27 protein-coding genes and 1 pseudogene are annotated in these 24843 nt (G+C 64.5%); 14 read left to right on the top strand and 14 right to left on the bottom strand.

Annotated features, from left to right (window positions below; genetic code table 11):
• Window positions 1–81: 81 nt before the first annotated feature.
• The gene (locus JJC00_RS36065) at window positions 82–885 is read right to left on the bottom strand and encodes an ATP-grasp domain-containing protein (protein WP_200470466.1); all 804 of its coding nucleotides are present in this window, start codon (window positions 883–885) and stop codon (window positions 82–84) included.
• 372 nt (window positions 886–1257) lie between these two features.
• Between JJC00_RS36065 and JJC00_RS36060 the strand changes: the two genes are divergently transcribed.
• The 3 genes from JJC00_RS36060 (at window position 1258) to JJC00_RS36050 (ending at window position 4410) form a co-directional block, all read left to right on the top strand.
• Entirely contained in the window at window positions 1258–2031 is a 774-nt protein-coding gene (locus JJC00_RS36060) for a ferredoxin--NADP reductase (RefSeq protein ID WP_200470465.1), read from the top strand.
• Window positions 2032–2375: 344 nt separating this feature from the next.
• Window positions 2376–4061, top strand: coding sequence for an FMN-binding glutamate synthase family protein (locus tag JJC00_RS36055; protein ID WP_200474347.1), 1686 nt, complete (start codon window positions 2376–2378; stop codon window positions 4059–4061).
• Window positions 4062–4167: 106 nt separating this feature from the next.
• Window positions 4168–4410, top strand: coding sequence for a PilZ domain-containing protein (locus tag JJC00_RS36050; RefSeq protein WP_200470464.1), 243 nt, complete (start codon window positions 4168–4170; stop codon window positions 4408–4410).
• Window positions 4411–4428: 18 nt separating this feature from the next.
• Here the strand turns inward: JJC00_RS36050 and JJC00_RS36045 are convergent, their stop codons facing one another.
• From JJC00_RS36045 to JJC00_RS36030, 4 genes are all read right to left on the bottom strand, one after another.
• Window positions 4429–5727 carry a hemolysin family protein gene (locus JJC00_RS36045; protein WP_200470463.1) on the bottom strand — a complete coding sequence of 433 codons (1299 nt, stop codon included), beginning with the start codon at window positions 5725–5727 and terminating at the stop codon, window positions 4429–4431.
• A gap of 127 nt (window positions 5728–5854) precedes the next feature.
• Window positions 5855–7831: a carbohydrate porin gene (locus JJC00_RS36040; protein ID WP_246774041.1), complete on the bottom strand. Its 1977-nt coding sequence runs from the start codon at window positions 7829–7831 to the stop codon at window positions 5855–5857.
• A gap of 409 nt (window positions 7832–8240) precedes the next feature.
• Window positions 8241–8501, bottom strand: a complete 261-nt coding sequence (locus JJC00_RS36035; RefSeq protein ID WP_200470461.1) for a hypothetical protein — start codon at window positions 8499–8501, stop codon at window positions 8241–8243.
• 139 nt (window positions 8502–8640) lie between these two features.
• Complete coding sequence (locus tag JJC00_RS36030; protein ID WP_200470460.1) at window positions 8641–9447, bottom strand: creatininase family protein; 807 nt, start codon at window positions 9445–9447, stop codon at window positions 8641–8643.
• Window positions 9448–9587: 140 nt separating this feature from the next.
• Between JJC00_RS36030 and JJC00_RS36025 the strand changes: the two genes are divergently transcribed.
• The 7 genes from JJC00_RS36025 to JJC00_RS35995 all read left to right on the top strand — a co-directional run bounded on the left by JJC00_RS36025 (window position 9588) and on the right by JJC00_RS35995 (window position 16078).
• A complete protein-coding gene (locus JJC00_RS36025; protein ID WP_200470459.1) occupies window positions 9588–10610 on the top strand; it encodes an ABC transporter substrate-binding protein in 1023 nt (340 codons plus the stop codon).
• 209 nt (window positions 10611–10819) lie between these two features.
• Window positions 10820–11635, top strand: a complete 816-nt coding sequence (locus JJC00_RS36020) for an ABC transporter ATP-binding protein (RefSeq protein WP_200470458.1) — start codon at window positions 10820–10822, stop codon at window positions 11633–11635.
• Window positions 11632–12450, top strand: coding sequence for an ABC transporter permease (locus tag JJC00_RS36015; RefSeq protein ID WP_200470457.1), 819 nt, complete (start codon window positions 11632–11634; stop codon window positions 12448–12450). The genes JJC00_RS36020 and JJC00_RS36015 overlap by 4 nt, the downstream gene beginning before the upstream one ends.
• Complete coding sequence (locus JJC00_RS36010; protein WP_200470456.1) at window positions 12450–13439, top strand: 2-hydroxyacid dehydrogenase; 990 nt, start codon at window positions 12450–12452, stop codon at window positions 13437–13439. Before JJC00_RS36015 ends, JJC00_RS36010 begins: the two co-directional genes overlap by 1 nt.
• Window positions 13439–14131 (top strand): AprI/Inh family metalloprotease inhibitor, encoded by a 693-nt coding sequence (locus tag JJC00_RS36005; protein WP_200470455.1) that lies wholly within the window; start codon window positions 13439–13441, stop codon window positions 14129–14131. The genes JJC00_RS36010 and JJC00_RS36005 overlap by 1 nt, the downstream gene beginning before the upstream one ends.
• 125 nt (window positions 14132–14256) lie before the next feature.
• Window positions 14257–14664 carry a YciI family protein gene (locus JJC00_RS36000; RefSeq protein ID WP_200470454.1) on the top strand — a complete coding sequence of 136 codons (408 nt, stop codon included), beginning with the start codon at window positions 14257–14259 and terminating at the stop codon, window positions 14662–14664.
• 133 nt (window positions 14665–14797) lie between these two features.
• Window positions 14798–16078 carry an RNA polymerase sigma factor gene (locus tag JJC00_RS35995; RefSeq protein ID WP_200474346.1) on the top strand — a complete coding sequence of 427 codons (1281 nt, stop codon included), beginning with the start codon at window positions 14798–14800 and terminating at the stop codon, window positions 16076–16078.
• Between the two features lie 30 nt (window positions 16079–16108).
• On the opposite strand, the gene JJC00_RS35990 is transcribed toward JJC00_RS35995, so the two are convergent.
• Window positions 16109–17506 carry a peptidoglycan-binding protein gene (locus JJC00_RS35990; protein WP_200470453.1) on the bottom strand — a complete coding sequence of 466 codons (1398 nt, stop codon included), beginning with the start codon at window positions 17504–17506 and terminating at the stop codon, window positions 16109–16111.
• A 279-nt stretch (window positions 17507–17785) separates the two neighbouring features.
• Here JJC00_RS35990 and JJC00_RS35985 point away from each other — a divergent pair, with 279 nt between their 5' ends.
• From JJC00_RS35985 to JJC00_RS35975, 3 genes are all read left to right on the top strand, one after another.
• Window positions 17786–18160, top strand: a complete 375-nt coding sequence (locus tag JJC00_RS35985; RefSeq protein WP_200470452.1) for a hypothetical protein — start codon at window positions 17786–17788, stop codon at window positions 18158–18160.
• Between the two features lie 154 nt (window positions 18161–18314).
• On the top strand, window positions 18315–18620 hold the full coding sequence (locus tag JJC00_RS35980; protein ID WP_148776013.1) for a YMGG-like glycine zipper-containing protein: 306 nt from the start codon (window positions 18315–18317) through the stop codon (window positions 18618–18620).
• 141 nt (window positions 18621–18761) lie between these two features.
• On the top strand, window positions 18762–19166 hold the full coding sequence (locus tag JJC00_RS35975) for a VOC family protein (RefSeq protein WP_200470451.1): 405 nt from the start codon (window positions 18762–18764) through the stop codon (window positions 19164–19166).
• Here JJC00_RS35975 and JJC00_RS35970 read toward each other — a convergent pair.
• The 7 genes and pseudogenes from JJC00_RS35970 to JJC00_RS38820 all read right to left on the bottom strand — a co-directional run.
• Window positions 19163–19984, bottom strand: coding sequence for a DUF4239 domain-containing protein (locus tag JJC00_RS35970; protein WP_200470450.1), 822 nt, complete (start codon window positions 19982–19984; stop codon window positions 19163–19165). The genes JJC00_RS35975 and JJC00_RS35970 overlap by 4 nt on opposite strands.
• Window positions 19985–20051: 67 nt before the next feature.
• The gene (locus tag JJC00_RS35965; protein WP_200470449.1) at window positions 20052–20276 is read right to left on the bottom strand and encodes a DUF4926 domain-containing protein; all 225 of its coding nucleotides are present in this window, start codon (window positions 20274–20276) and stop codon (window positions 20052–20054) included.
• A 14-nt stretch (window positions 20277–20290) separates the two neighbouring features.
• The gene (locus tag JJC00_RS39065) at window positions 20291–20479 is read right to left on the bottom strand and encodes a DUF6883 domain-containing protein (protein ID WP_433996538.1); all 189 of its coding nucleotides are present in this window, start codon (window positions 20477–20479) and stop codon (window positions 20291–20293) included.
• 76 nt (window positions 20480–20555) lie between these two features.
• Window positions 20556–21269, bottom strand: coding sequence for a RadC family protein (gene radC / locus JJC00_RS35960; RefSeq protein WP_200470448.1), 714 nt, complete (start codon window positions 21267–21269; stop codon window positions 20556–20558).
• Between the two features lie 67 nt (window positions 21270–21336).
• Window positions 21337–22236, bottom strand: coding sequence for an intradiol ring-cleavage dioxygenase (locus JJC00_RS35955; protein ID WP_433996471.1), 900 nt, complete (start codon window positions 22234–22236; stop codon window positions 21337–21339).
• The gene (locus JJC00_RS38520) at window positions 22237–22809 is read right to left on the bottom strand and encodes a DMT family transporter (protein WP_246774315.1); all 573 of its coding nucleotides are present in this window, start codon (window positions 22807–22809) and stop codon (window positions 22237–22239) included.
• A pseudogene (locus tag JJC00_RS38820) lies at window positions 22786–23179 on the bottom strand (EamA family transporter); the annotation flags it as partial. The gene JJC00_RS38520 and the pseudogene JJC00_RS38820, both read right to left, overlap by 24 nt.
• Before the next feature lie 131 nt (window positions 23180–23310).
• Here JJC00_RS38820 and JJC00_RS35945 point away from each other — a divergent pair.
• A complete protein-coding gene (locus JJC00_RS35945; protein WP_200470447.1) occupies window positions 23311–23907 on the top strand; it encodes a bifunctional transcriptional activator/DNA repair enzyme AdaA in 597 nt (198 codons plus the stop codon).
• Between the two features lie 93 nt (window positions 23908–24000).
• Here JJC00_RS35945 and map read toward each other — a convergent pair whose 3' ends face one another.
• Window positions 24001–24819, bottom strand: a complete 819-nt coding sequence (gene map, locus JJC00_RS35940; protein WP_200470446.1) for a type I methionyl aminopeptidase — start codon at window positions 24817–24819, stop codon at window positions 24001–24003.
• Between the last annotated feature and the right edge of the window lie 24 nt (window positions 24820–24843).

The raw sequence follows: 24843 nt of genomic DNA, 5'->3' as shown, positions 1-24843 counted from the left end.
CGAGATGCAGCAGCCGGGCCGTCGCCGTTCGAGGCTCGCCGAAGAGGCGCGCACCTCAGGATGACGGGGATAAAATCAGTGTTAGCGGTGATTGCCAAACACCTGATCCAGCGCCGCGTCATACGTCGCCTGCACCAGCTCAGGATGCAGCTTCCCCAGCGCTTCCATCATCACGCCGGAATTGATTTCCAGCACTTTCCACGCGCCATCCACGCGCACCACGTCAATTGATGCAAAGGCGATTCCGATGGCGCTCGCGGCATTGGTCGCGAGCTTCACGCAGGCCGCGCGGACCTCGCCGTCCTCCAGCAGCACCGGCCTTGCGCCGGCGTCGAGATTGTGCCGCCAATCCGAGCCACGTTGCTTGCTGTAGACGACGCGGGGGACATCGTTGAGCAGGATCACGCGGACCTCTTGCTCGATCTCGACATAGGGCGAGATCACGAGCCCTGTGCTCATCGAAAAGACTTCGCCAGCCGCATGGTCGAGCTCCGTCTCGGTCGTCACCCTGAAGACCGATCGTCCTGACGTCCCCTCGTTGGGCTTCACCACCACACCTTGCGGATTGTCGTGAAGCAGCCCAAGCATGGCCTCTCGCCAGGCGGCATCAACAACATTCCTGCCCAGCTTCGGATTGAGGAAGAGGTGATGCGGAATGCAGGGCACACGTGCCAGCGACAGCGCCTCGGCGGTCGCCGATTTGTCGTTGGCGAGGCGATGCGCGATCGCGCTGTTGAGGCCGATGTCGTAGCCGAAGGCGAAGCGGCGCATCTCGCCACGACGCATCGCGATCAGCCAGCCGCCCGAGCGGACGTCGATGTCGATGCCATGGCGCGCGCCATAGCGCCTGATCGCCTGGACGAAGATCCGCTCGCCGCTTGCCATGTCCTGATCGTTCCTGTCGTCCAAAGCCGCAAAAATGCGGGAAACGACGCCAAACCGGGGTGAAAGTCAGAGCTATTCTTAATGAAATTCTCGCGAGCAGGATGGAAATTAGGTGCTGCAATTGCGCTCGAAAGGGAAAAGAAATTGCCCTCTGCGCGCCCCGGACAGCAGATCCGTCAATGATGTGGCCATTTCCGCCGCAAATGCTGGTTTGACCGGCATCAATTGCATCCGGAACGAGGTTGATTATTGGTCTCAATGGCGTAGATCACACACGCGAAATCCTCCGCCATGGCAATGGTGTCCGCCCCGTTTTCAGGGCCGGGCAACGCTTTTGCCCTAAAACCGCAATTATTCGGAATATCGAAAATCATGAGCGCGTTTTACCGAGAGAAAGTTCTTTCCGTCCAGCACTGGACCGACACGCTGTTCAGCTTCCGCGCGACGCGCGATACCGGATTCCGCTTCCAGAACGGCCAGTTCGCGATGATCGGCCTCGAGGTCGATGGCCGTCCGCTGCTGCGCGCCTACAGCATGGCCAGCGCCAACCATGAGGAAGAGCTCGAGTTCTTCTCGATCAAGGTGCAGGACGGTCCGCTGACCTCGCGCCTGCAGAAGATCAAGGAAGGCGACACCATTCTGGTCGGCCGCAAGGCGACCGGCACGCTGATCACCGACAACCTGATCCCCGGCAAGCGGCTGATGCTGCTCTCGACCGGCACCGGCCTCGCGCCCTTCGCCAGCCTGATCAAGGACCCCGAGGTCTATGAGCAGTTCGAGAGCATCGTGCTGGTGCATGGCTGCCGCCAGGTCTCCGAGCTCGCCTATGGCGAGAAGCTCGTCGCGAACTTACGCGAGGACGAGCTGTTCGGTGAACTGCTCGCCGACAAGCTGATCTATTATCCGACCGTGACCCGCGAGCCGTTCCGCAATCGCGGCCGCATCACCGACCTCATCAATTCCGGGCAGATCTTCAGTGATATCGGCCAGGGCCCGCTCGACATCGCAACCGACCGCATCATGATGTGCGGCAGCCCGGCGATGCTCGAAGAGCTCAAGGTGATGTTTGAAGGCCGCGATTTCATCGAAGGCTCCGGCAACAAGCCCGGCCATTTCGTGATCGAGAAGGCATTCGTCGAGCGGTAAGGGCGGTTCGCTGCCACCAGCTGTCGTCTCGGACAAGCGCGCCGAAAGCGCGCGCCGATCCGACGATTCGGGTGACAGCTTTCTCCCAGCCACGAATCCTGTGGTTATGGTTCCCGGGTCCTGCTTGCGCTTGCCCGGGATGACCGCTCAGCTTGTGGCCCATTATGGCCGCCCCCATCCCCCGCCCCTGTTGCAGTGCAGCAGCCCGCCCATCGGGCTGATTGATTTGTCCCGGCCAAATTCGCTAGCCTGAAACAAGGGGCGCGTCATATCCGTATGACGGGCGAAGGCGTATCGTATCGCCTCATGCTGGCGAGAGGATGGGAATCGTGGCCGACAACAACATGCAGGAAGCGCCCAACCCCCCATCACCCAAGCGCCTGCCGCTGGCGGAAGAGGGGATGATGGAAACTCTGCTGCTTCCATTTTCGCCACGCTTCATCATCCTGACGATCTGCGCGGTCGTCACGGCGCTATTGATCGGCATCGGCATCGCCGACCGCAAGATCTTCGACATCCTGCTGATCCCGATCTGCATCTTCGGTGCGCTGACGCTGCTCGGCGTCCGCGATCTCATGCAGAAGGGCCATGCGGTTCTGCGCAACTACCCGATCTCGGCGCATATCCGCTTCCTGCTCGAAGAGATCAGGCCGGAGATGCGGCAGTATTTCTTCGAGAGCGAGAAGGACGGCATGCCGTTCTCGCGCGACATCCGCGCGGTGGTTTATCAACGCGCCAAGATGCAGCTCGACAAGCGCCCGTTCGGCACCCAAGAGGACGTCTATCGCGAGGGCTATGAGTGGATGCATCACTCGGTGGCGCCGCAGGCGCATGCCGAGGAGAAGTTTCGCGTCACCATCGGCGGGCCGGATTGCGCAAAACCCTACTCGGCCTCGGTGTTCAATATCTCGGCGATGAGTTTCGGCGCGCTCAGTCCGAACGCGGTGCGCGCGCTCAATGCCGGTGCCAGGAAGGGTGGCTTCGCCCATGATACGGGCGAGGGCGGCTTCAGCCCCTATCACCGCGAGATGGGCGGCGACATCATCTGGGAGATCGGCTCCGGCTATTTCGGCTGCCGTGATCTCGACGGCACCTTTGATCCGGAGGCGTTCGAGCGTGTCGCGAGCCAGGATCAGATCAAGATGGTCGAGCTCAAGATCAGCCAGGGCGCCAAGCCCGGCCATGGCGGCGTGCTGCCGGCGGCGAAGGTCTCCGAGGAGATCTCCAAAATCCGCGGCGTCTCCATGGGCGAGGACTGCATCTCGCCGGCCTCGCACCGCGCCTTCTCCACGCCGTCAGGCATGATGCAGTTCATTGCCGAGATGCGAAAGCTCTCCGGCGGCAAGCCGGCCGGCTTCAAGCTCTGCATCGGCCACCCCTGGGAGTTTCTGGCGATCTGCAAGGCGATGCTGGAGACCGGCATCTATCCTGATTTCATCGTCGTCGACGGCAACGAGGGCGGCACCGGTGCTGCGCCGCTGGAGTTCATGGATCATCTGGGCATGCCGATGCGCGAGGGCGTCAATTTCGTCCATAACGCGCTGGTCGGGATCAATGCGCGCGACCGCATCAAGATCGGCGCGTCCGGCAAGATCGCCACCGCCTTCGACATGGCGCGCGCGATGGCGATCGGCGCCGACTGGTGCAATTCAGCGCGCGGCTTCATGTTCTCGCTCGGCTGCATCCAGTCTCTGAGCTGCCACACCGACCGTTGCCCGACCGGGGTCGCGACCCAGGATCCGACGCGGGCGCGCGCGCTCTACGTGCCGCTCAAGATCGACCGCGTGCACAATTATCACCACGCCACGCTGCACTCGCTGACCGAGCTGATCGCCGCGGCCGGCCTGACCCATCCGCAGCAGCTGCGTCCGGTCCATTTCAGCCAGCGGACCTCGACGACCAACGTTCAGTCGTTCGCACAGCTTTACCCGGCGCTGCGCCCGGGTGAGTTGCTTGAAGGTACGGAAGACCCTCGGTTCCGCGACGCCTGGCGGATGGCGCGGGCGGATTCGTTTCAGCCGGCGCTGTGAGCGCCCGGCCACCGGATGATACCGCCTGCTCCTGCGGGGGGCGCGAATTTGTGAGGGGTAGGTAGCGTTTTAACGTCTGTGTCAGCTTCGGGTGTAAATTGGCCCCATGGACGAAGAACGACGCAACAAGGCCAGGCATCGTGTATTGAAGGCCGGAACCATCGAGTTCGGCGGCGGCGCGATCGATTGCACCGTCCGCAATTTCTCCAGCACCGGCGCCGCCCTCGACGTCACCAGCCCGGTCGGAATTCCCGAGCACTTCTCCCTGTCCATCAAGGCCGACGGAGCGCAGCTGCCCTGCACCGTGGTGTGGCGCAAGGAAAAGCGGATCGGGGTGCGGTTCGGGTGAGGGGGCGCGGGCGCTCGCTCACCCCGTCTCGACCTCACCCAGCCGGCTCGCCAAAATCTTGTCGATCCTCCGGCCGTCGAGATCGACCACCTCGATATGCCAGCCGGCGAAGTCGAAGGCATCGCCGATATTCGGCAGCACGGTGAATTGCTGCAGCACGAGGCCTGCCACCGTGTTGTAGCGGTGATGCGGCGGCAGCTCGATGCTCAGGAGCTCGCCGAACTCGTCGACCGGCATCCAGCCTGAGACGAGCAGTGAGCCGTCTGCGCGCTTGACGTAGGCCGGCTCCGGCGGGCCTTCCTCGGAATGGAAGGCGCCGACGATCGATTCCAGAATATCAGCCGCCGTCACCACACCTTCGAACGCGCCGTACTCGTCATAAACGAAGCCGACATGGACCGGCGCAGCCTTCAGGATTGCCAGCACATCGCGGGCATCCGCTGACGCGGGAATGCTCGGCGCCTCGCGGACAAGCGCGCGCAGATCCGGTGTGCGTTCGCTCATATACGCGACCAGCAGGTCCTTGGCCTGGAGCACGCCGATCGGCTTGTCGCGATCGCCGTCTGATGCGGGAAAGCGCGAATGCGGGCTCTTCGCGATGATTGCCTGAATGATGTCCGGAGCATCGCTCAGGTCGATCTCGTCGACCTCGGTGCGCGGCGTCATGATCGCGCCGACCGGCCGGTCGCCGAGCCGCATCACGCCCGCGATCATCTCCTTTTCGCCCGACTCCAGCACGCCCGCGCTCTCGGCTTCGCTGACGAGATGATGGATCTCGTCCTCCGACACTTTCTCCTCGGCCTTGCCGCCGCGGCCCAGCAGCGTGAGGATCAGCTTGCCGGAGAGGTCGAGAAGAAACACCAGCGGCAGCGAGACCCGCGCCAGCACATGCATCGCCGGCGCGACCCTGACCGCGATGCTTTCGGGATCGCGCAGCGCCACCTGCTTCGGCACCAGCTCGCCGACGATCAGGGTCGCATAGGTGATGAGGGTGACGACGATGCCGACGCCGACGATGTCGGCGATGCCTGAGGACAGGCCGAGCTCGACCAGCCATTGCGTCAGCCGCTGCCCGAGCGTCGCGCCGGAGAACGCGCCCGAGAGCACGCCGACCAGCGTAATGCCGATCTGCACCGTCGAGAGAAACTTTCCGGGATCGGCGGCCAGTATCAGCGCGCGCTCGGCGCCGCGTACGCCCTTGGCAGCCAGCAGCGACAGCCGCGCCGGGCGCGATGAGACCACGGCGAGCTCCGACATGGACAACAGGCCGTTGATGACGATCAGGACGACGACGATGATGAGTTCGACGGACAACATTTGTGGGCAAGGGGAGGGACATTGAGCCCGGCGGACGCTGGACCAAGCCGTTTATATATGAAGCGGGTGCGCGTTTTGCCCGGTTCCGACCAAATTGTCGCACCGGGCTGAATGTGTCTGCGGAGGCTCAGAACTCGGCGTGCAGGCGGCCCGAGACAATCGAAACCGGACCGCGGTCCGCGTTGTAGGCGGGATTGACCACGAGTTGATAGTCGGCGGTCAGCGTCACGCCCTTGATCACCGAGTAGGCGTAGTAGGTCTCGAGGATGCGTTCGGTGCGATAGTTGAGCTGGCCATCGCCGATCACCAGACCCGTGCCGCCGGCGGCGAGGAAGTCGCGATGCGCGCCCGACAGGCCGTTGATGACTCCGCCGATGCCGACCGTATCGTCAGGACGTCCCCAGCGGCTGCCCTTGATCGACAGGCCGCCTGAAATGCTGCGGTCGATGTCGGTGAAGTTCAGGATCTGGTTCTGACCGTCGTTCCAGCTGGCGCGCGCAAACAGCCCGACGTCGTTGACGATCTGCTGCTCGAGGTTGACGTAGAAGCCGTATTTGGAGCGGTTGCGCCGGTTTGCGATGGTGATGTCGTTGATGTCGAGCGCCGGGTTTGCCGCCGCCAGCGCCACGACTTCGCGATAGTTCGCGGTGTTGCCTTCGTTGGCGAAGACACCGACGCGCAATTTGCCCGGCTGTTCGAAGATCGAATGGCGCTCCTCGAACTCGACGACCGCGCCGCCCGTCTTGTAGACCAGTGTATCGCTGTTGGGCGCATCGGGGACCTGGAACAGTCCGGCGCGCACCGCCCAATCCTTGCGATTGAGCTCGACCACGGCGCCGCGCGTATAGCCGGGGAGATCGGCGGGGAAATCATAAGCGGCCGAGGCCCACATTGCCCAGTTCATGAAATCGGCGCGCGGATCCTTTGCGTATGAATTGCCGTCGAAGAAATCGCCCACGGCGAAGCGGCCAACGATCAGCGTGACGCGGTCGATATCGCGCTTGCCGGCCAGCTGGTTCGGAGCGTCGGGCACCTCCTCCTGCTCGCCGCCGAGGCCGAAAGTCTGCTTGAAATAATAGCGCTGCGCACGGATTTTCGGGAACGGCGCACCGGCCTTCTGCGCCTCGCCGTTGGGGAAACCGGCAAGCCCGAGCGTGCCGTTGATGCCAAAACCCTGCGCCAGCTCGGGATTGAAATAGAACTCGCCGCCGTCCCACAAGCGCGTGCCCAGGAAAGCCGTCGTGGTCCAGGTCGCCTGAAACTGGCCACTGCCGGGAAGGCTCTGCGGGCTCGCATAGGGCGAGTGGATCGGGCCGTAGCCTTGCGGCAGCACCGTCGTCTGGGCATGGACGTTCCAGTCGCCGGACTCCGGCAGTTTGGTCTTTCCGTTGATCGCCGGCATCCACGGTGTGTCGCCAAACTGGTAGTTCAGGCCGAGCTTGAACAGATGGATGCGTGGATCGACGTTGACACTGCCGAGGCCAAAGCCGCTCAGATCGTAAGTCTTGCGGGAGAGGTCGACATATTCGTATTCGGCTTTCGCGGTCCAGTTGCCGCTCACGGCGTATTCGAGACCGAGGCCCGCAGTCCATCCGGCCTGATACTTTCCGACCGGAAACAGCTCGGAGACTCCGTCCGCATCGTTGACGTTGATATGCGTGTGGCCCCAGGCGAAACCGCCTGTGACGAAAGGCATGAAGCGGTCGAAAGCATAGCCGATGCGTCCGCGCACGGTGCCGACATAGTCGATCGTGGTGTTGAAGGGCGCCGGCGACCGTTCGTGCGCGACGATATCGCGCGGACCCGTGAACGTTGCGTCAGCTTCGATGCCGAGCACGACGCGGTTGGCGAGCTGGCGGTTGTAGCCGAGCTGATAGCCGCCGCTGAACCCCGTTGCGCTGTGGGGCAAGACGACGCCTTGCTCGGGCAACGGATTGGTGCCGGGTCCGAAGCTCGCGTCGCCGTAGCCGAAATGGCCGCCGACATAGAAGCCGGTCCAGTCGTAGACAGTTTTCGCGGCGCGTGCCTTCAGCGGCAGGTCGGCAGCGAAGCTGGCACCTGGAAACACGAGCACGCCCGAGGCAATCGCCGCGGCCGTCCGCAAATACCGGTGTCGGTGACCTCTCAACGTCAAAACTACGCCCCCAGACGCGACTCTGCCCCAACCGCTGCCGACATCCCTGCCGATTCGCGGTGCTCCTGTCATCAGGGTCCTGGCTGTTCACGCGGCCGGACGAGATAGGCTCGTTCCGGCGCGATTTCACCCCAAGGTCTTGCCAAGTCCCTGCGTTCGTTGGGAACCTTATTGCTAATAATTCGCAATAGCAACAGATCCAGAATGTCGCAGAGGATGCTTCGCATCGTTATGTGACGCGACGGCAACAAATTCCCGGTCTCCAAAAACGGTTGACCCCGCCCGGGGGACAGCCGGGCGGGGTCGGGGCACGACACGGGTGGATGAGGCGCCCGTGTCGGACGCGGGATCCACGTGAGATCGGCCTCAGATACTCAGATCAGTAGCAGGTGCGAATGCTGCCGACGTACTGGCCGAAGGCGTTGTAGCGGGGGGACCAACCGCAATGGTGGTAGCCACCGTAGTAATAGGGTTGGTTGCTGGCGGCGACCGCGGTGCCGACGATGGCGGCGGTGGCGATGCCGGCGCCGATGGCCCAGCCGAGCGGCTTGGCCTGGGCGCTCGAGGTCGCGGAAGCGACACCAGCGGTGACAGTAAGGGCAGCGAGAGCGACAGCGGCAATCTTGGTCTTGATCGACATGTGAAACTCCATCCGGGTTGAGGCGGTCCGTTGTGGTCCGCGTGCCCAATTGGACGGAGGCTTGCCGAAACCGGTTCGAAAACGCCTCAGATGGTCTGGGGCTTCAGCTCTTTCCAGAATGATTTCAGATAGATGCGAGCTAGCCGAGGGGGCCCTTGGCGAGCCTGTTCACGTCGAAGTTATCGACCTCAGTCAGCAGCTCGCAAAAGGCGCGCGCGCCGTGGTCGAGGAGCTGCTCGCCCTTCTCGACGACGGCCAGTGTCGCGTTGCCGACGGCGCCGCTGGCGTTGAGATCCTGCGCCTGCCAGGCAAAGGGCGCGGGCCGCTGCGTCGAGAGCCAGCGATATTGTTTCTCCATCGCGATGCTGCTCGCGGGAAAATCCGCGATCGCATTGGCGCGCACCTGCTCGGGGTAACGCGCCAGCATGATCGAGGTCTCGACTGCACCGCCATGGATGCCGTGGCGCACTTCATCGGCCGGGAACAGGTTCTCTGCGCCCGACAGGCGCGACCACGACGTCGTCACCACGAACAGTTTTTGATGCGCGCGAAGATCCTGCGCCACCAGCATCATGGCCGCGCTGTTGCCGCCATGGCTGGTGATGATGACGAGCTTCTTCATGCCGCGTCGCGCGATGTCCTCGCCGATGGCGGTCCAGCGCTTCAGCGCCACCTCGGTCGGCAGCGTCTGCGTGCCCGGATAGTCGATATGCTCGGTGGAAATGCCTATGGGTTCAACGGGCAGGAAGGTCGCCGGAATGGTCTCGGGCAGAAGCTCGCGGACGCGCGCGAGATAGGCGTCTGCGATCAGCACGTCGGTCTCGAGCGGCAGATGCGGGCCGTGCTGCTCGGTCGCTGCCAGCGGCAGCACTGCGATCCAGCGCGATACGTCCGCAGGGTTCGCATCGGCCCAGCGGATCTCGGTCCAGTCGCGGGAAGGCGTCATCAAGGTTTCATTGCCCGAATTTGTCACGTAGTTTGGTGTTATGGAGGGGACGCGTGCCTGGCTGGCTCGCGTCCCCGAATGTCTTGCGGTTTTATCGCTTTGTTTTCATATCGGCCAGACTCGATCGACGGAGTGCATTCATGAGCCCTTCCCATCTGCGGCGAGCGTTAACGGCAGGCTTGCTGGCCACGGTCGTGTCGATCCTGCCGGCGCGCGCGGAAACCCTGGACAAGGTCACCTTCGGCACCAATTGGGTCGCCGAGGCCGAGCACGGTGGCTTCTTCCAGGCGGTCGCCGACGGCACCTACAAGAAATATGGGCTCGACGTCAGCATCGTTCCGGGCGGCCCCAACGAGAACAACCGGATGTTGCTGATCGCCGGCAAGATCGATTTCTTCATGGCCGCGAACACGCTGATGTCGTTCGACGCGGTCGCCAACAACGTCCCCGTGGTGACCATCGCCGCGGTCTTCCAGAAAGACCCGCAGGTGATGCTGACGCAGCCGGATGCGAAGGTCAGCAAGATCGAGGACCTCAAGCCGCTGACGCTGTTCGTCTCCAAGGAAGGCATGGGCAGCTACTTTCAGTGGCTGAAGTCCGAATACGGCTTCAGCGAGAAGAACGTCCGTCCCTATAATTTCAATCCGCAGCCCTTCATCGCCAACCCCAAAAGCGCGATGCAGGGCTACGTCACCTCCGAGCCCTTCGCCGTCGAGAAGGCTGCCGGCTTCAAGCCCAACGTCATCCTGCTCGCCGATGCTGGCTTCAACACCTATTCGACCCTGATCGAGACCCGCCGCGAGCTGGTCGAGAAGAAGGCGGACCTGGTGCAGCGCTTCGTCGATGCTTCCATGATCGGCTGGTACAATTACATCTACCGCGACAATTCCTCCGGCAATGCCATGATCAAGCAGCTCAATCCGGAGATGACCGACGAGCTGCTCGCCTATTCCGTCGCCAAGATGAAGGAATACGGCATCGTCGATTCCGGCGACTCCTTGAAGAACGGTATCGGCGCGATGAGCGACGATCGCTACACCTCCTTCTTCAACAAGATGGTGAAAGCCGGTGTCGTGAAGAGCGATCTCGACTTCCGCAAGTCCTACACGCTGCGCTTCGTCAACAAGGGCGTCGGTGTCGAGCTGCGCCCCAGCAAGCCGTAACGCATGCCGAGATTGGATCAAGGTGCGGCGGCGAAGTTCACCTCTCCCGAAGGGAGAGGTCGCATCGCATCGTCCGATGCGATGCGGGTGAGGGGTTACGCTCTCTCGTGGGACCTGCGTCCCCTCACCCGCGCCTTCGGCGCGACCTCTCCCCGTCGGGGAGAGGTGAAAGGTGCGGCTCGACCGAGCCCCGCAACAGCCAACGATCAATGGTAGAGCGCAAAACCTCGTCCGCCGTCGAGGCCAGCCTGACGGCACTTGCCGTCAGCCTGCGCGGCGTGACGAAGACGTATGACAACGGCGTCATGGCGCTCGGTCCCTTCGACCTCGCGGTACGCAAGGGCGAGTTCATCTCGCTGCTGGGGCCCTCCGGCTGCGGTAAGTCGACGGCGCTGAGGCTGATCGCGGGGCTCAGCGCTGCGTCATCCGGCACGGTGCGGATGTCGCGTCACGAAGGAGCGGCACAAATCGGCCATGGCGTCGGCTTCGTGTTCCAGGAGCCGACCCTGATGCCCTGGACCAGCGTGCGCGAAAACGTGCGGTTGCCGTTGAAGCTCGGCGGCGTTCCGAAGGCCGAGGGGCGGGCGCGGGTCGACGAGGCGCTGGTCAGCGTCGGCCTCGCCGATTTCGCCGATGCCTTTCCGCGTGAATTGTCCGGTGGCATGAAGATGCGGGTGTCGCTGGCGCGCGCACTCGTCACCGACCCAGATATCCTCCTGATGGATGAGCCGTTCGCGGCGCTCGACGAGATCACGCGCTTCCGCCTCAACAACGATCTGCTCGCGCTGTGGCGCAGCCTTGGCAAGACTGTCATCTTCGTCACCCATTCGGTGTTCGAATCCGTCTATCTGTCGCAGCGTGTCGTGGTCATGACGGCGCGGCCGGGCCGCATCCAGGCCGACATCCGCATCGAGACCGTCGAGCCGCGCGGCGAGGAGTTTCGCACCTCGGCCGCCTATTCCGATTACTGCCGGCGCGTGTCGGCCGCGCTGGCGCCGTCCTATTCGGGACAGTCGATGCTATGAACGCGCAAGTCTCCACCACCGCAAAAACCTCCGGCGCGCAAAGCGCGGTGCGCTTCGTGCTGCCCGTCATCGTGTTCGCGGCGGGCCTTGCCGCCTGGGAGCTCGTGGTCCGCGTCCGGGAGATTCCGCCTTACGTGCTGCCGGCGCCGTCGGTGATTTTCCTGACGCTGATCAAGGACTGGCCGGTGCTGTCACAATCGCTCGCCACCACGCTTCTGACGACGCTGGAAGGTTTTGTCGCCGCGAGCATCGGCGGCATCGCGCTGGCGCTGCTGTTCAACCAGTCGAAATGGATGGAATATTCGCTGTTCCCCTATGCCGTCGTGCTGCAGGTGACGCCGGTGATCGCGATCGCACCGCTCCTGCTGATCTATCTGGAGCAGCAGACCGCGGTCGTCGTCTGTGCCTTCATCGTCGCCTTTTTCCCGGTGCTGTCCAACACCACGCTCGGGCTGAATTCGGTCGATCGCAACTTGGCGGGCCTGTTCCAACTCTATGGCGCCTCGCCGCCGCAAACCCTGCGCTTCCTGAAGCTGCCGGCGGCGCTGCCCTATATTCTGGGCGGCCTGCGCATTGCCGGCGGCCTGTCGCTGATCGGCGCGGTCGTGGCCGAGATCGCGGCGGGAACGGCGGGCGCCGGCTCAGGCCTCGCCTACAGGATTGCCGAGTCAGGCTATCGATTGAACATACCCCGCATGTTCGCAGCGCTGCTTCTGTTGTCGCTGGCCGGGATTGTCATCTATGGGGTGCTGGCGCTAGTTTCCCACCTCGTTTTACGGCGCTGGCATGAGAGCGCGCTTGGAAAGGAAAACTGATGTCTACCGGTTCGATTTCGTCCGACAAGATCGACCTTCTGATCTATGGGCCGGTGCGGCCGATCCTCGAGAACGGGTTTTCCGATCATTTCGTCGTGCACAAGGCCGAGACGCGAGGCGACCTCGAGCGGCTGACGCCGGCGATCCGCGAGAAGATCCGCGGCGTCGCGGTGACCTATCACACCGTCCGCGCCGACAAGGATTCGCTGTCGCAATTGCCGGAGATCGAGATGGTGGCGAGCTTTGGGGTCGGCTACGACCACATCGACGCCAAATACGCGGCCGAGCACAACATCATCGTCACCAACACGCCTGACGTGCTGACCGAGGAGGTCGCCGACGTCGCGATGGGCCTGCTGATCTCGACCGTGCGCGAATTCATCAAGGCCGATCGCTACGTTCGCTCCGGTCTCTGGCAGACGCAGAACTATCCGCTCAGCGTCGGCTCGCTACGCGACCGCAAGGTCGGCATCGTCGGCATGGGCCGGATCGGCCAGGCCATCGCGCGCCGGCTCGATGCCTCGCTGGTGCCGGTGGTCTATCATTCGCGCAATCCGTCCAAGGACGTTTCCTACAAGCACTATCCCGACCTGATCGAGATGGCGAAGGCGGTGGACACGCTGATGGTGATCGTGCCGGGCGGTGTCTCGACCAACAAGATGATCAATGCCGAGGTGTTCAAGGCGCTCGGCCCGCGCGGCGTGCTGGTCAATGTGGCGCGCGGCTCGGTGGTTGACGAGCAGGCGCTGGTCCAGGCGCTGAAATCAGGCACCATCCTCGCCGCCGGTCTCGACGTGTTCGCGGCCGAGCCCACCGTGCCGGACGAGCTCAAGGCCATGCAGAACGTCGTGCTGCTGCCGCATATCGGCTCGGCCTCCGTGGTGACGCGTAACGCCATGGACCAGCTCGTGGTCGATAACCTCAAGTCCTGGTTCGCCGGCAAGGCACCGCTGACGCCGGTTGTCGAAACGCCGTTCAAGGGGCGCTGATGACCGCTCTTCGGGCCGTTGCTTTGCTGATCGCGGCCTATGTCGCCGCGATCGGCGTTGCGCGCGCGCAGGATGCGACGACCCTGAAGAAGGAGATGGTCGGGCAGTGGGAGCTCTCGACCACCGAGCGGAGCAAGACCTGCGTTGTCACGATCAAGGGCGACGCGGTGGCGCAGGGGTTCAAGCTCGAGCTGGAGCCCGCCTGCAAGACCGCGCTGCCTTTCACCAAGGACATCGTGGCCTGGAGCGTGAAAGGTCTCGACATCGTCCGCTTGCAGGATGCGGCCGGTGAATCCGTGATCGACTTCACCGAGGTCGAGGCCGGCATCTTCGAAGGTCTGCGCCAGGGCGAGGGCGTCTACATCCTGCAGGACCTCGCCGCCGCCCGCTCGATGGCCAAGTCGATGGACCAGATGATCGGCGACTGGGCCATGGTGCGCGGCAACGGCCAGCCGGTCTGCGGATTGACGCTGACCAACACGGAAGCCGATCACGACAATTTCCAGGTCTTCCTCAAGCCGAAATGCGATGCGGCGATCGCCCAGTTCAACCCGACGCAATGGCGGCTCGAGCGCGGCCAGATCATCCTGATGTCGAAATCGGGCGACGTCTGGCAGTTCGAGGCGGACGACAACGCGCAATGGCGGCGGGTTCCCGACACGGCCGATCCCCTGATCATGCTGCGCCAGTAGGCATCCTCCCGGTCCCGCAATTTTTCCCGTGCCGATGTCGATCCGGCCCCGGCTGGATCGTCATCTGGGTAGCGAGCTGATCGCGCGGCCGAACCGGCCGCGTCTCGCCTCAACAGGAGTCTTGCATGCGCTTCATGTACATCGTCACCTCCAGCCAGCCGATGAAAGGCCCGTCTCCGGCGCTGATGGAGGCCATGCAGAAGATATCCGAGCGGGAAATCAAGGCCGGCCGGATGATCGACAATGGCGGTCTGATGCCGCTTGCGACCGGCGCGCGCGTGCGGATCGTCGACGGCGAGCTCAGCGTTATCGATGGTCCCTTCATTGAGGCCAAGGAAGTGGTCGGCGGCTACGCCATTTTCGAGCTGCGCGACAAGGCCGAAGCTCTGGCCATGGCCAAGGAATTCATGCAGCTGCACCTCGATCACATGCCGGGCTGGGACGGCGCCTGCGAGTTGCGGGCCTTCGCCACGCCGGGCGTCGATGGCGCCTGCGAGGTCGACGCAAGGTCGGGCGTAGCCGCGCACGCCTGATGGTCACCACCGCGCGTCCTAGAGCGTTTTCGAGCGAAGTGGATACCGGTTCGCGTAAAGAAAACGCGTCAACACAAGAATCTAGAGCCCCGTTCCGATTCCATCGGAACGGAAAAGGCTCTAGTCGGTGGCGATGACGGCCGCCGACATCGATCAGATCATTCGTGCCACGATTCACGCAACCTGGCGCGTCGTGCAGCCGCGGCTGATCGCGACGCTGTCGCGGATGCTGCGCGACGTTCCGCTTGCGGAAGAGCTGACCCAGGACGCACTGGTTGCGGCGCTGGAGGCGTGGCCGACCATCGGCGTGCCCGACAATCCCGGCGCCTGGCTCATGACGACCGCAAGGCGGCGTGCGCTCGATCATTTGCGCCGTGGCAGGATGCTGGCGGACAAGCACGACATGCTGGCGCGCGACATGTTGCAGGAGCAGGAGATCGTGCCCGATTTCGATGCCGGCCTCGACGACGACATCGATGATGAAATGTTGCGGCTGGTCTTCACCGCCTGCCATCCGATCCTGTCGCGCGAGGCGCGGGCGGCGCTGGCGCTGCGCATGATCTGCGGCTTGACCACGTCCGAGATCGCACGCGCCTATCTGGTACCGGAAGCAACCATCTCCCAGCGCATCGTCCGCGCCAAACGGACGCTGTCGGGATCCGGCCTCGCCTACGAGACGCCGTGCGGTGAGGCGCTGTCGGAGCGTCTCGCCTCGGTGCTGGAAGTCATCTATCTGATCTTCAACGAAGGCTACCTCGCGGCGCGTGGCGATGAATGGCTGCGGCCGCAGCTCTGCGACGAGGCGCTGCGCATGGGCCGGGTGCTCGCCGGCCTCGCCCCGGACGAGCCCGAGGTTCACGGCCTCGTCGCCCTGATGGATTTGAATGCCGCGCGGGCGCGTGCGCGCACCGACGCGAATGGTGATCCCATTCTGCTGATGGACCAGGATCGCGCCCTCTGGGATCGCTCGCAGATCCGTCGCGGCCTGCGCGCGCTCGAACGTGCTCGCGAGCTCGGCGGTGCCGGACGATTTTACGCGCTCCAGGCCGCGATTGCGGCGTGTCACGCCACGGCGGAGACGGCCGCGGACACTGACTGGCGGCGCATCGCGCAGCTTTACGCCGAGCTGGCGTGGCTGGTGCGCTCGCCGATCATCGAGCTCAATCGGGCGGTCGCGGTTGGCATGGCCGAGGGACCGCAAGCCGGGCTCGACGTGCTTGACGAGATCGCCGACGCACCGGCGCTGTCGGCCTATCATCATCTGCCGGCGGTTCGTGGTGATTTCCTGCAAAAGCTCGGACGGCTCGCAGAGGCGCGGCAGGCGTTCGAGGCCGCCGCGCATCTTGCGACCAACGGGCGTGAGCGCGCTCTGATGGAGCGCCGCGCTGCTGCGCTCCACGCCCAAGACATTTAGCAAGACATGTCGCAAGACATCTCGAGATATCTAGGCCGTCGGCTTGGGCGGCGGCGCGGTGCCTTGCGCCCATTTCTCCATCTTGCCGAGCACGCCCCAGGCCGTCAGCGCCAGCGAGATCGGAAGCGCGAACTGGCTCAGGCCCGGCACCGCGGATGCGATCGTCCCGAGCAGCCCGGCAAGTCCGCCCGCATTCGGGCTCGCCGTCACGGCGGAGAGCAGCGCGGTGATCAGCGAGGCCCCGATGCCGAGCGCGGTCTTCTTGCCATCCAGCATTTTGCCGATGGTCTCGCCGAGCGCACCGTTGACCTGGCCGAGCACGGGCTTGCCGTCCTTGTTGAGCAGGACGCCGAGCAGGTCGAGCACCGGCTTCAACTGGTCGACGGGGGTGGGATTGGTCGGAGCGGTCGTTCCGGGCGTGGGCGCCGTCTTGTTGACAAGAGAGAACAGCCGTTCGAGCAGGCTGATCGGATCGTTGGTGGCCACCGTCGTGCCACCGGATGTCGTACCGCCAGATGGTGCGGCTCCTGGTGACGCGCCCGTGCCTTGCAACAATTGCGCGAGACCTTCCAGCCTTCTCAGGATCTGGGAGAGATCGACATTTGCCGTCCGGGCCGGTTGCATTCCCGCGCGCGTGATGGCGGCGATCGTGGTCCCGTCGAGCAGGCCGGTATCCTCGAGGGCGTGCTGCTGCTGAAATTGCGAGACCGCCGCCTTGGTCTTCGGTCCGCTGATGCCGTCTTCGTCGAGCGGCGGATTGGCGCCGAGCTTGTTGAGCGTCTGCTGCATCAGCAGCACCGATGACGCCACGTCCTCGTCGGGCTCGCAGCGGCTCGTGATCGGCGGGCTGTCGTCGATCGTGATCGAGGAATCCTGCGACATCATCGCATGCAGAATGACCGCGGTGCCGAGCTGGGAATCGACATGGCTCGGGTCGAAGACGTGGTCCGCGACGAACTTGCCGGCCTTGGCCTCGGCCGGTCCGTAAAGGGTCGAGCCGCCGTAGAGATAGGGCGAGTTGACGCCCTTGGCGTGATAGCCGAAGCCGTTGAAGCATTCGAGCCGGTACAGCGTGCGCGCGATGCACCAGTCCTGCGTGCCGACGAAGTGCTGGATCCTCAGCGCATCCACGGCGCCGTCGACGAACGAGGCGAACGGGCCGCGGCCCTTCGGGACGAGGCATGTCACGCGCTTCAGCGACTCGCCGTTGCCGAGATAGGTGTCGAAATCGAAATTGGATTCGCGATAATGGCAGAGCGCGACGAAATACCAGGGCACACCGGTCAGTCGCTCGACCTGCTGATAGGTCGCCTTGCCGTTGATGGCCTTGCGTCCCGTCGCATTGGCCTCGCCAAGGCGTGCGGGCCGGATCTGGAGGTTGGCCCAGTTTCTCTCATACCCGCTCTTCAGACTCTCGTATGACACCATCTTCTGCTCCCGCGAATTGATAAATTATCGGTTCGTTATGCAAATCAGGCGTGAGCCGCGTGCCACTATCTGGGGCATGGGCTCCGGGCGTGGCCCGGCAAATGTGGCAGGCCATCGCTGCAGCGCATGTGAAGTGGCTTACAGGTGCGGTGCGAAAGGTTGCGGTCAAAGGACGCAATATCGGGGCGACGCACGGCGAGCGCGCGGTCGCCACACGCAATCCGGAACCCGCCGGGTGGCCGTCCGTTATCGGAGACGGTCTGCTCAAGGAATCCTGCGATGGCCAAGCGCGTCCTCGCGATCGGTATCGAGCCCGGCGCTGCGGACTACAGCGCGTTTCCGCAACTCACGCCGGAACTCGTGCGCAACTACATCGAAGCGCAGCTGCTGCGCCTGCGCGGTCTCGGCTACGAGGTCACGAGCTGCCTGATCGATCTCGACGTGGCCGCGGAAGCGGCCGTGACGGCCGCGTTGCGCGACGAGCGCTTCGATTGCATCGTCATCGGTGCCGGCCTGCGCGAGCCGAAGGAGCGGCTGCTGCTGTTCGAGAAGGTGCTCAACCTCGTCCACCGCCTGGCGCCGCAAGCCGCGATCTGCTTCAACACGACACCCGCCGACACGGCGGAAGCCGTGCAGCGCTGGATCGAGCCGTAGCCAGCCGCGCCCTCGATCTGAGGCATCAGCTGGTTGTCGCGCCGGGCTGGCCTTGTGACGTAAAGGGCGGGAAGCGAGCCGGATCCGCGCGATTATTCTGGCCCGGGATCGTCCCAAACGCTATGACTGGCCGTATCAGATGGGAGGACTCGCGATGCTTCGACGTCTTGGAATTGCAGCGTGTTTCGCAGTCGCGATGGCCGTACCGGTCCATGACGCGGTGGCGCAGGACGCAGTCGGCGGCGCCATCATCGGCGGCGTGGGCGGAGCGATTTTGGGCGGTGCGCTCGGCGGTGGCCGCGGCGCCGCCATCGGTGCCGTCGTCGGCGCCGGCACGGGGGCTGCGATCGCCTCCGAAGGCGAGCGTCGCCGGTCCGGCTATTACGCCTATCAGCGAGGCTGCTACATGCAGCGTCCGGACGGCCGCTACGTCCCGGTCGATCCGAGATATTGCTACTGAACAGACTATGCGCCGGCGCCGTCTCGCACGCGCCGGCGCTGCCAATTCCTATCGCTGTGCCTTAAGCCGCGCTGGCCTGCCGCGTGGCCGCTCTCAATGCCTGCGCAGAGACCTGATCAATTCAAGCGAGGAGTGCGAAATATGCGCCTGTCGAACTATCTCTTTTTCACGACCCAGTGCGAGCCGGCGCTTGCCTTCTACGCTGCCTGCGGTCTCGGCAACGTCACCGAGATCATGCGCCACGGCGAGCCCGGCATGCCGCTCCGGAATCCCGCGATGCGGGGCAAGATCATGCACGCGAAGTTCGAAGGCCCCGGCATCTGCTTCTATGCATCGGACAACGACGACGCCGAGCCAATGCGCGGCTCCGCCCATATTCTCGCGATGGATGATCAGGAGACGACGACGGACCTGTTCGCGCGTCTCGCCGAAGGCGGCACGATCACCACGCCGCTCGGCATCCAGCCCTGGGGCGACTATTATGGCAAGCTCACCGATCGCTTCGGTGTGCAATGGATGCTGAACTGCGCGCTGGCGCGCGCCTAGCGCCGAAGACTGCCCGCCGGTGCAATCAATTCCGTCCCGCCGGGCGCTTCCGGCATGATCTGGCGCAGCGGCTCCGGTGAGATCGATATCTGGCCGGTGAACGGGCGGTCGTGCGCCGCGATCAGGAGCACCGAGGTGGCGACGCCGGTCGCGAACAGGCCCATCGCGATCGCCGATCCCAGCCGGTTGTCGCAATGAACGAAGCCGATCACCAGCAGCTCGCACAGGGCCTGGAGATACAGGCACCACCATTTCACCGAGTTGACCGAGGCCAGGCTGACGATGATCCGCTGCCGCCGCGCATCGAGCGCCTGCTCCAGCGCGGCGACGATCTCGTGCTGCGTGGTCTCCTGTGCCCGGCCCTGCGGCGCCATGGTGACGACCAGCTGCAGGGCTTCGGCGAGCGCCGGCGGCGTCGCCTTCAGCGAGGCCTCCTGATGCGCCATCTCCGGCCATTCCACCGCGACGGCCTGCCCGACATAGTCGCGCACCAGTCCGCGTAGCTTGGCTTCCTGCTCCGCCGGCAGGCCGGCGGCGAGCAGCACGGCGCTGCGAAGCGCGCTGGCCTCGCGGCTCACCGCCGCGCCGGCGCGGTCGCTGTCACCCCAGACCTGCGCCGCAGTGAAGGCGACGAACAGGCCGAAAATGATGCCGAGCACCGGCAGCATGCCGGGCGAGATCGCCTTCAGCGCTTTCGCGCGCTCCTCCGTCGCCACCAGCGCGACGGAGACGAACACCGCCGCTGCCAGAAGATAGGTGAAGCCGAAGATCACCAGCGCCATCAAGGGCACCGGCAAATTGTGCAGCCAATCGCTCATGCTGTTCTTGCTAGTTGATTCGCAGACCTAAATCAGCCTGCATCCTGCGCAGGCTGGCCATCCGCAGCTAACTCACTGCGCGCGCATGAACGATCTCGCGTGGCCCGACCGATCGTACATCGGCCGCATCGAGGGTCACGCCCGCAACGGTGTCACCCGAGAGCGTCGTAAATTCTACTTCATAGCCGGCACCCTGCTGATGCACCAATACAACGGTGCCAACATCACCGGCGGTCAGCCGCTCTTCGGGCAAATCGCGCTTCAGGACGACGAGATCCAGTTCATCGATCATGGGGTAGCCATCCTTCAGGGCACCAACGTCACCAGGCGCAGGGCAGTTTCCTGTGACACCACAGACCATACCACACGAACGATCGGGTTACGACCGTCTGGCGTCGGCAGCGGGCCGTCAATCTCGTATCTGGTGCCGAATGGTGTTTGATGCAATGCGGTGATGTCGTTTGCCGTCGCGTGGGCAATGATGGCGTCACGCAGTATATGCCAACCCTTGGCACGAAACCCAAAACCCTCGAGGAATTGTGCTTTCGCGCGCGCGCCGAGTGGCCGTGGCTCAAATCAACCGCATCCCCCGCAGGCTCGCATGCCCATTCTTGCCCACAATGATGTGGTCGTGCACGGCAATCCCCAGCGGCTTGGCGATGTCGATGATGGCCTTGGTCATCTGGATGTCGGCCTGTGAGGGCGATGGATCACCGCTCGGATGGTTGTGCACGAGGATGATGGCGGTCGCCGACAGCTCCAGCGCGCGCTTGATCACCTCGCGCGGATAGACCGGCGTGTGGTCGACGGTGCCGGTCTGCTGCACCTCGTCGGCGATGAGCTGGTTACGCTTGTCGAGGAAGAGCAGGCGGAACTGCTCCTTGTCGGCGAAGGCCATGCTGGTGCGGCAATAGGCGATCACCTCGTTCCAGGACGACAGCGCGTTGCGGCTGTTGACCTCGCCCTTGGCGACGCGGTGCGCGGCTGCCGCGATCAGCTTGAGCTGGTTGATGGCGGCTTCGCCGACGCCGTCGATCTCGCGCAACCGCGCTACCGGCGCGTGGACGACCTCGGCGAACGAGCCGAAGATCTTGATCAGCGTCTTCGCCAGCGGCTTGGTGTCGCGCCGCGGCAGCGCCGGAAACAGCGCCATCTCCAGGAGCTCGTAGTCGCTGAGCGCGTCCGCGCCGGCGCTGTAGAAGCGCTCGCGCAGCCGTTCGCGATGGCCGAGATAATGCGGCGCGTTCTCTGGCTTGCTGTCGTCTTGGTCGGTTTTGGCGGGCATCGGCCGGCAGCATTGCCGCGGACCATCGTTTTTGCAACCGTCAATTGCAGCGGGCCTGAGCCGAGGCTCAGTGGGCAGACTTCAGTCCCGGCACCAGCGCCGCAAGCCGATCCTTGATCGGACGTCCGAACATCGGCCCGCCCATGCCGCCGGGCGGCGCACCCGGCGGCGGTCCGGCGCGTCCGACGGTCGCCTCCGCCCGGCGGTCGACGCCGAGCGTCAGCGCCGCGACGTAGCGGTCACGTTCCTCCTTCACCGCGCAGAAGGCGCGATGCTCGGGATCGGAACGTTCGATGACGAGGTCGTTGGCGTTGATCACCATGCGCTGCCGTGCGCGGTCGCCGTAATCGGGCACGTTGGCATAGATGAACTCGTTGAGCGCATCCGGCAGGAAGGTCTGCCCGGTCAGCACGGTGCGGTCGCTAAGAAACACCTTGAAATGGATGTGCGTGGTGCGGCCGTCGTACCAGCCGGGATAAATGGTGTTGAAGGTGACCCAGCCGGCGCCGTCGGTCATTTGCGTGCCGCGCAGGAACGTCTTGCCGGTCGCATCGACGTTGTGGCTGTCGCTCTGGCCGGCAAAGGCGGAATAGAGCCCCCTGGCGTCGCAATGCCAGATGTCGACCCGGGCGTCATGGATCGCCGTGCACGATCCGGCCTCGATCACGCGCAGCCGCAAGGTCAGCGGCACCCCGGGCTTGCCCTCGGCGATGTCGAATCGCGCGAGCTTCGGGTCGGAATAAAACGGCCCTTCCTCCGCCTGCGGCGTCAGGATGCAGGCAGGCGCGGTCTCCGTCGCAGCGGGGCAGCTTCCGCGCGGCCTGGCAGCAGGCCAGCGGCGGTGGCCGACACAAATCCGAGAAAGCCGCGGCGCGTCGACGTGCTCACTTCGCCTCTCCTGTCTGTTTGACGAGAGATTGTCATCGCGAAACAGGATGGCAAGATCGGGCTTTGAAGATGGCGACAATCAGCCTCGCGGTTTCTCATCGTGTCGCGCTGGCGGAGGCAGCGTGACAGCGATCACCCCGGCGAGAATGAGTGCCATTCCAGCGAGGATTGACCAGGTGAAACTCTCGCCCAGCAGGGTGATACCGAGCATCACCGCGAAACCTGCCCGCAGATAACTCCCGCTGGTGGTGCCGAGTGGGCCGATGGTGCGGATCAGCCGGAAATAGATCACCATCGCGAGCGCCGTGCAGACGATTGCGAGCGCCACGACAGCCGCGATCACCTGCGCCGGCGGGGGCGCCAGCGCCCATGGCCGCTCGAGGATCGCGGCCGCAGGCAGCATCAGGATTGCGGCGCAGCTCATGGCGCCCGCCGCCGTGACGATCGCGGGAAGTTTCGCGAACCGCTGACCCCAGAGCGGGGCGAATGCGTAGCAAAGGCTCGCGCCGAGCACGGCCGCCTGCGCCAGCGGCGCGGCCGTGCCGATCCCGGACAGCGCATCGATCCCCACGGTCACGGCGACGCCGGCGAGGCCGAGAGCGACGCCTGCGATCTTGCGGCCGCTGATCGCCTGTCGTCCGCGCCCCGTCATCAGGGCCATCGCGAGCACGAACATCGGTGGCGTCGCGTTGAGCACACCAGCGAGGCCGCTTGTGATATGCGCCTCGCCCCAGCTGATCAGCGTGAATGGCAGCGCGCTTTGCAGCAGCCCTTGTACGAAGAAGGCGGCCCACCGATGCCCGGCGAGGGAGGGCATGTCCCTGCGCCGTCGCAATGAGAAGGAGAAGACCTGCCGCGAGTGTCACGCGCACCGCGACCATCGTGAAGGGCGGAACCGAAGGGATCGCCACCTTGATCAGCGTGAACGAGCTGCCCCAGATCAGCGACAGCAGCAGCAACAGGGCGATCTCGCAGGCGAGGCTGGTTTGTTCTGACGTTGCCTGCAGGCCTTGCGCGCTCATGCGGTGTGCTCCGGGATTTGCCGGCACCATGGTCCGGAGCGGCGGCGCAGGCTGGCCGAATTCGGACCTCATCGTCCGATCGAGTCCGATTTCAGCTACTCGACGAGCTCCTTCGAAACTATTGTTGCGGCATGACGACGGGCCCGGCGCAACGGCAACCCTTGCCGCCACATCTCGACTGGGAGACGTGCGACCGCGCACGGCTGGCACGTGCCCGCGCGTTCGACGGCCTGTTTTTCTCCGGCGTTCGCTCGACGCGCATCTATTGCCGGCCGGTCTGTCCGGTTCGCCCGGCACGCTCGGAGAATGTCACCTTCTGCCCAACGGCTGCCGCCGCCGAGCGGGCCGGCTTTCGCCCATGCCTGCGCTGCCGGCCGGAAACCGCGCCGGGCTCGCCGGCCTGGCGGGGGACGGCCACCACCGTCGCGCGCGGGATGCGGCTGATCGACGATGGCTTTCTCGATCGCGCCACCATGACGGAACTTGCCGAGGCTCTTGGCGTCGGACCGCGCCATCTGTTGCGCCTGTTCCTGCGCCATGCCGGGGCGAGCCCCAGCGACATCGCGGCGACCCGGCGCGTGCAGGAAGCCAAGCGCCTGATCGATCAGACCCATAAGACCTTGGCGGAGATCGCTTTCGCTGCCGGCTTCGGCAGCGTTCGCCGCTTCAACGATGCCTTTGCCGCGACCTACAGGCGGACGCCGTCGTCCTTCCGCCGCCAGCGATAGGGCGCTCGGCAGCATCCGCGATTTTCTCTTCGCGCATGCGATCGAAGGCGCGGAATTGTTCACGCTGGATTGACGGCGCGGAACGGCCGGAGGTCAGCCGATCTGCTTCTCGCCATGCCGCTCCGACAGCGTGAAGATCTCGACGCCGGTGGCGGTGACGCCGACCGAGTGCTCGAACTGCGCCGACAGCGAGCGGTCGCGGGTCACCGCGGTCCAGCCGTCGGACAGGATCTTCACATGCGGCTTGCCGAGGTTGATCATCGGCTCGATGGTGAAGAACATGCCGGGCTTGAGCTGCACGCCTTCGCCGGGCCGGCCGATATGGATGATGTTCGGCTCGTCGTGGAACATGCGCCCGAGGCCATGGCCGCAGAAATCGCGCACCACGCTCATGCCCTGCGGCTCGACGAAGCTCTGGATGGCGTGGCCGATATCGCCGGTGGTGGCGCCGGGCTTCACGGCGGCGATGCCGCGCATCATCGCCTCATACGTCACTTCGATCAGCCGCTCGGCCTTGCGCGCGATCGGGCCGACCGCATACATCCGGCTGGAATCGCCGTACCAGCCGTCGACGATGAAGGTGACGTCGATGTTGACGATGTCGCCTTCCTTCAGCGGACGGTCGCCGGGCATGCCGTGGCAGACCACGTGGTTGAGCGAGGTGCAGGTCGAGTAGCGATAGCCGCGATACATCAGCGTTGCCGGATAGGCGCCATGGCTGAAGGCGAACTCGCGGACGAATTCGTCGATGCGATCGGTCGGCACGCCGGGGCCGACGATGTCGGTGAGCTCGTCGAGGCACTTCGCCACCAGGGCACCCGCCTTGCGCATGCCGGCAAAGGCCGCCGGCCCATGCAGCTTGATCTGTCCGGTCTTGCGCAGGGAGGTATCAGTGGCTTCGACATAGCTCATGCGGTCTGGTCTTCTAGGCTCGGG

The sequence above is a fragment of the Bradyrhizobium diazoefficiens genome (assembly GCF_016616885.1).
Lineage (GTDB): Bacteria > Pseudomonadota > Alphaproteobacteria > Rhizobiales > Xanthobacteraceae > Bradyrhizobium > Bradyrhizobium diazoefficiens_F.
Note: the sequence above shows the minus strand (reverse complement) of the source record. Positions and strands in the feature narration are given on the sequence as shown.

Coding starts and splice junctions, on each gene's coding strand:
- JJC00_RS36065 (WP_200470466.1), bottom strand. CDS start 885: ATGGCAAGCGGCGAGCGGATCTTCGTCCAGGCGATCAGGCGCTATGGC.
- JJC00_RS36060 (WP_200470465.1), top strand. CDS start 1,258: ATGAGCGCGTTTTACCGAGAGAAAGTTCTTTCCGTCCAGCACTGGACC.
- JJC00_RS36055 (WP_200474347.1), top strand. CDS start 2,376: ATGCAGGAAGCGCCCAACCCCCCATCACCCAAGCGCCTGCCGCTGGCG.
- JJC00_RS36050 (WP_200470464.1), top strand. CDS start 4,168: ATGGACGAAGAACGACGCAACAAGGCCAGGCATCGTGTATTGAAGGCC.
- JJC00_RS36045 (WP_200470463.1), bottom strand. CDS start 5,727: ATGTTGTCCGTCGAACTCATCATCGTCGTCGTCCTGATCGTCATCAAC.
- JJC00_RS36035 (WP_200470461.1), bottom strand. CDS start 8,501: ATGTCGATCAAGACCAAGATTGCCGCTGTCGCTCTCGCTGCCCTTACT.
- JJC00_RS36030 (WP_200470460.1), bottom strand. CDS start 9,447: ATGACGCCTTCCCGCGACTGGACCGAGATCCGCTGGGCCGATGCGAAC.
- JJC00_RS36025 (WP_200470459.1), top strand. CDS start 9,588: ATGAGCCCTTCCCATCTGCGGCGAGCGTTAACGGCAGGCTTGCTGGCC.
- JJC00_RS36020 (WP_200470458.1), top strand. CDS start 10,820: ATGGTAGAGCGCAAAACCTCGTCCGCCGTCGAGGCCAGCCTGACGGCA.
- JJC00_RS36015 (WP_200470457.1), top strand. CDS start 11,632: ATGAACGCGCAAGTCTCCACCACCGCAAAAACCTCCGGCGCGCAAAGC.
- JJC00_RS36010 (WP_200470456.1), top strand. CDS start 12,450: ATGTCTACCGGTTCGATTTCGTCCGACAAGATCGACCTTCTGATCTAT.
- JJC00_RS36005 (WP_200470455.1), top strand. CDS start 13,439: ATGACCGCTCTTCGGGCCGTTGCTTTGCTGATCGCGGCCTATGTCGCC.
- JJC00_RS36000 (WP_200470454.1), top strand. CDS start 14,257: ATGCGCTTCATGTACATCGTCACCTCCAGCCAGCCGATGAAAGGCCCG.
- JJC00_RS35995 (WP_200474346.1), top strand. CDS start 14,798: ATGACGGCCGCCGACATCGATCAGATCATTCGTGCCACGATTCACGCA.
- JJC00_RS35990 (WP_200470453.1), bottom strand. CDS start 17,506: ATGGTGTCATACGAGAGTCTGAAGAGCGGGTATGAGAGAAACTGGGCC.
- JJC00_RS35985 (WP_200470452.1), top strand. CDS start 17,786: ATGGCCAAGCGCGTCCTCGCGATCGGTATCGAGCCCGGCGCTGCGGAC.
- JJC00_RS35980 (WP_148776013.1), top strand. CDS start 18,315: ATGCTTCGACGTCTTGGAATTGCAGCGTGTTTCGCAGTCGCGATGGCC.
- JJC00_RS35975 (WP_200470451.1), top strand. CDS start 18,762: ATGCGCCTGTCGAACTATCTCTTTTTCACGACCCAGTGCGAGCCGGCG.
- JJC00_RS35970 (WP_200470450.1), bottom strand. CDS start 19,984: ATGAGCGATTGGCTGCACAATTTGCCGGTGCCCTTGATGGCGCTGGTG.
- JJC00_RS35965 (WP_200470449.1), bottom strand. CDS start 20,276: ATGATCGATGAACTGGATCTCGTCGTCCTGAAGCGCGATTTGCCCGAA.
- radC (WP_200470448.1), bottom strand. CDS start 21,269: ATGCCCGCCAAAACCGACCAAGACGACAGCAAGCCAGAGAACGCGCCG.
- JJC00_RS38520 (WP_246774315.1), bottom strand. CDS start 22,809: ATGACGGGGCGCGGACGACAGGCGATCAGCGGCCGCAAGATCGCAGGC.
- JJC00_RS35945 (WP_200470447.1), top strand. CDS start 23,311: ATGACGACGGGCCCGGCGCAACGGCAACCCTTGCCGCCACATCTCGAC.
- map (WP_200470446.1), bottom strand. CDS start 24,819: ATGAGCTATGTCGAAGCCACTGATACCTCCCTGCGCAAGACCGGACAG.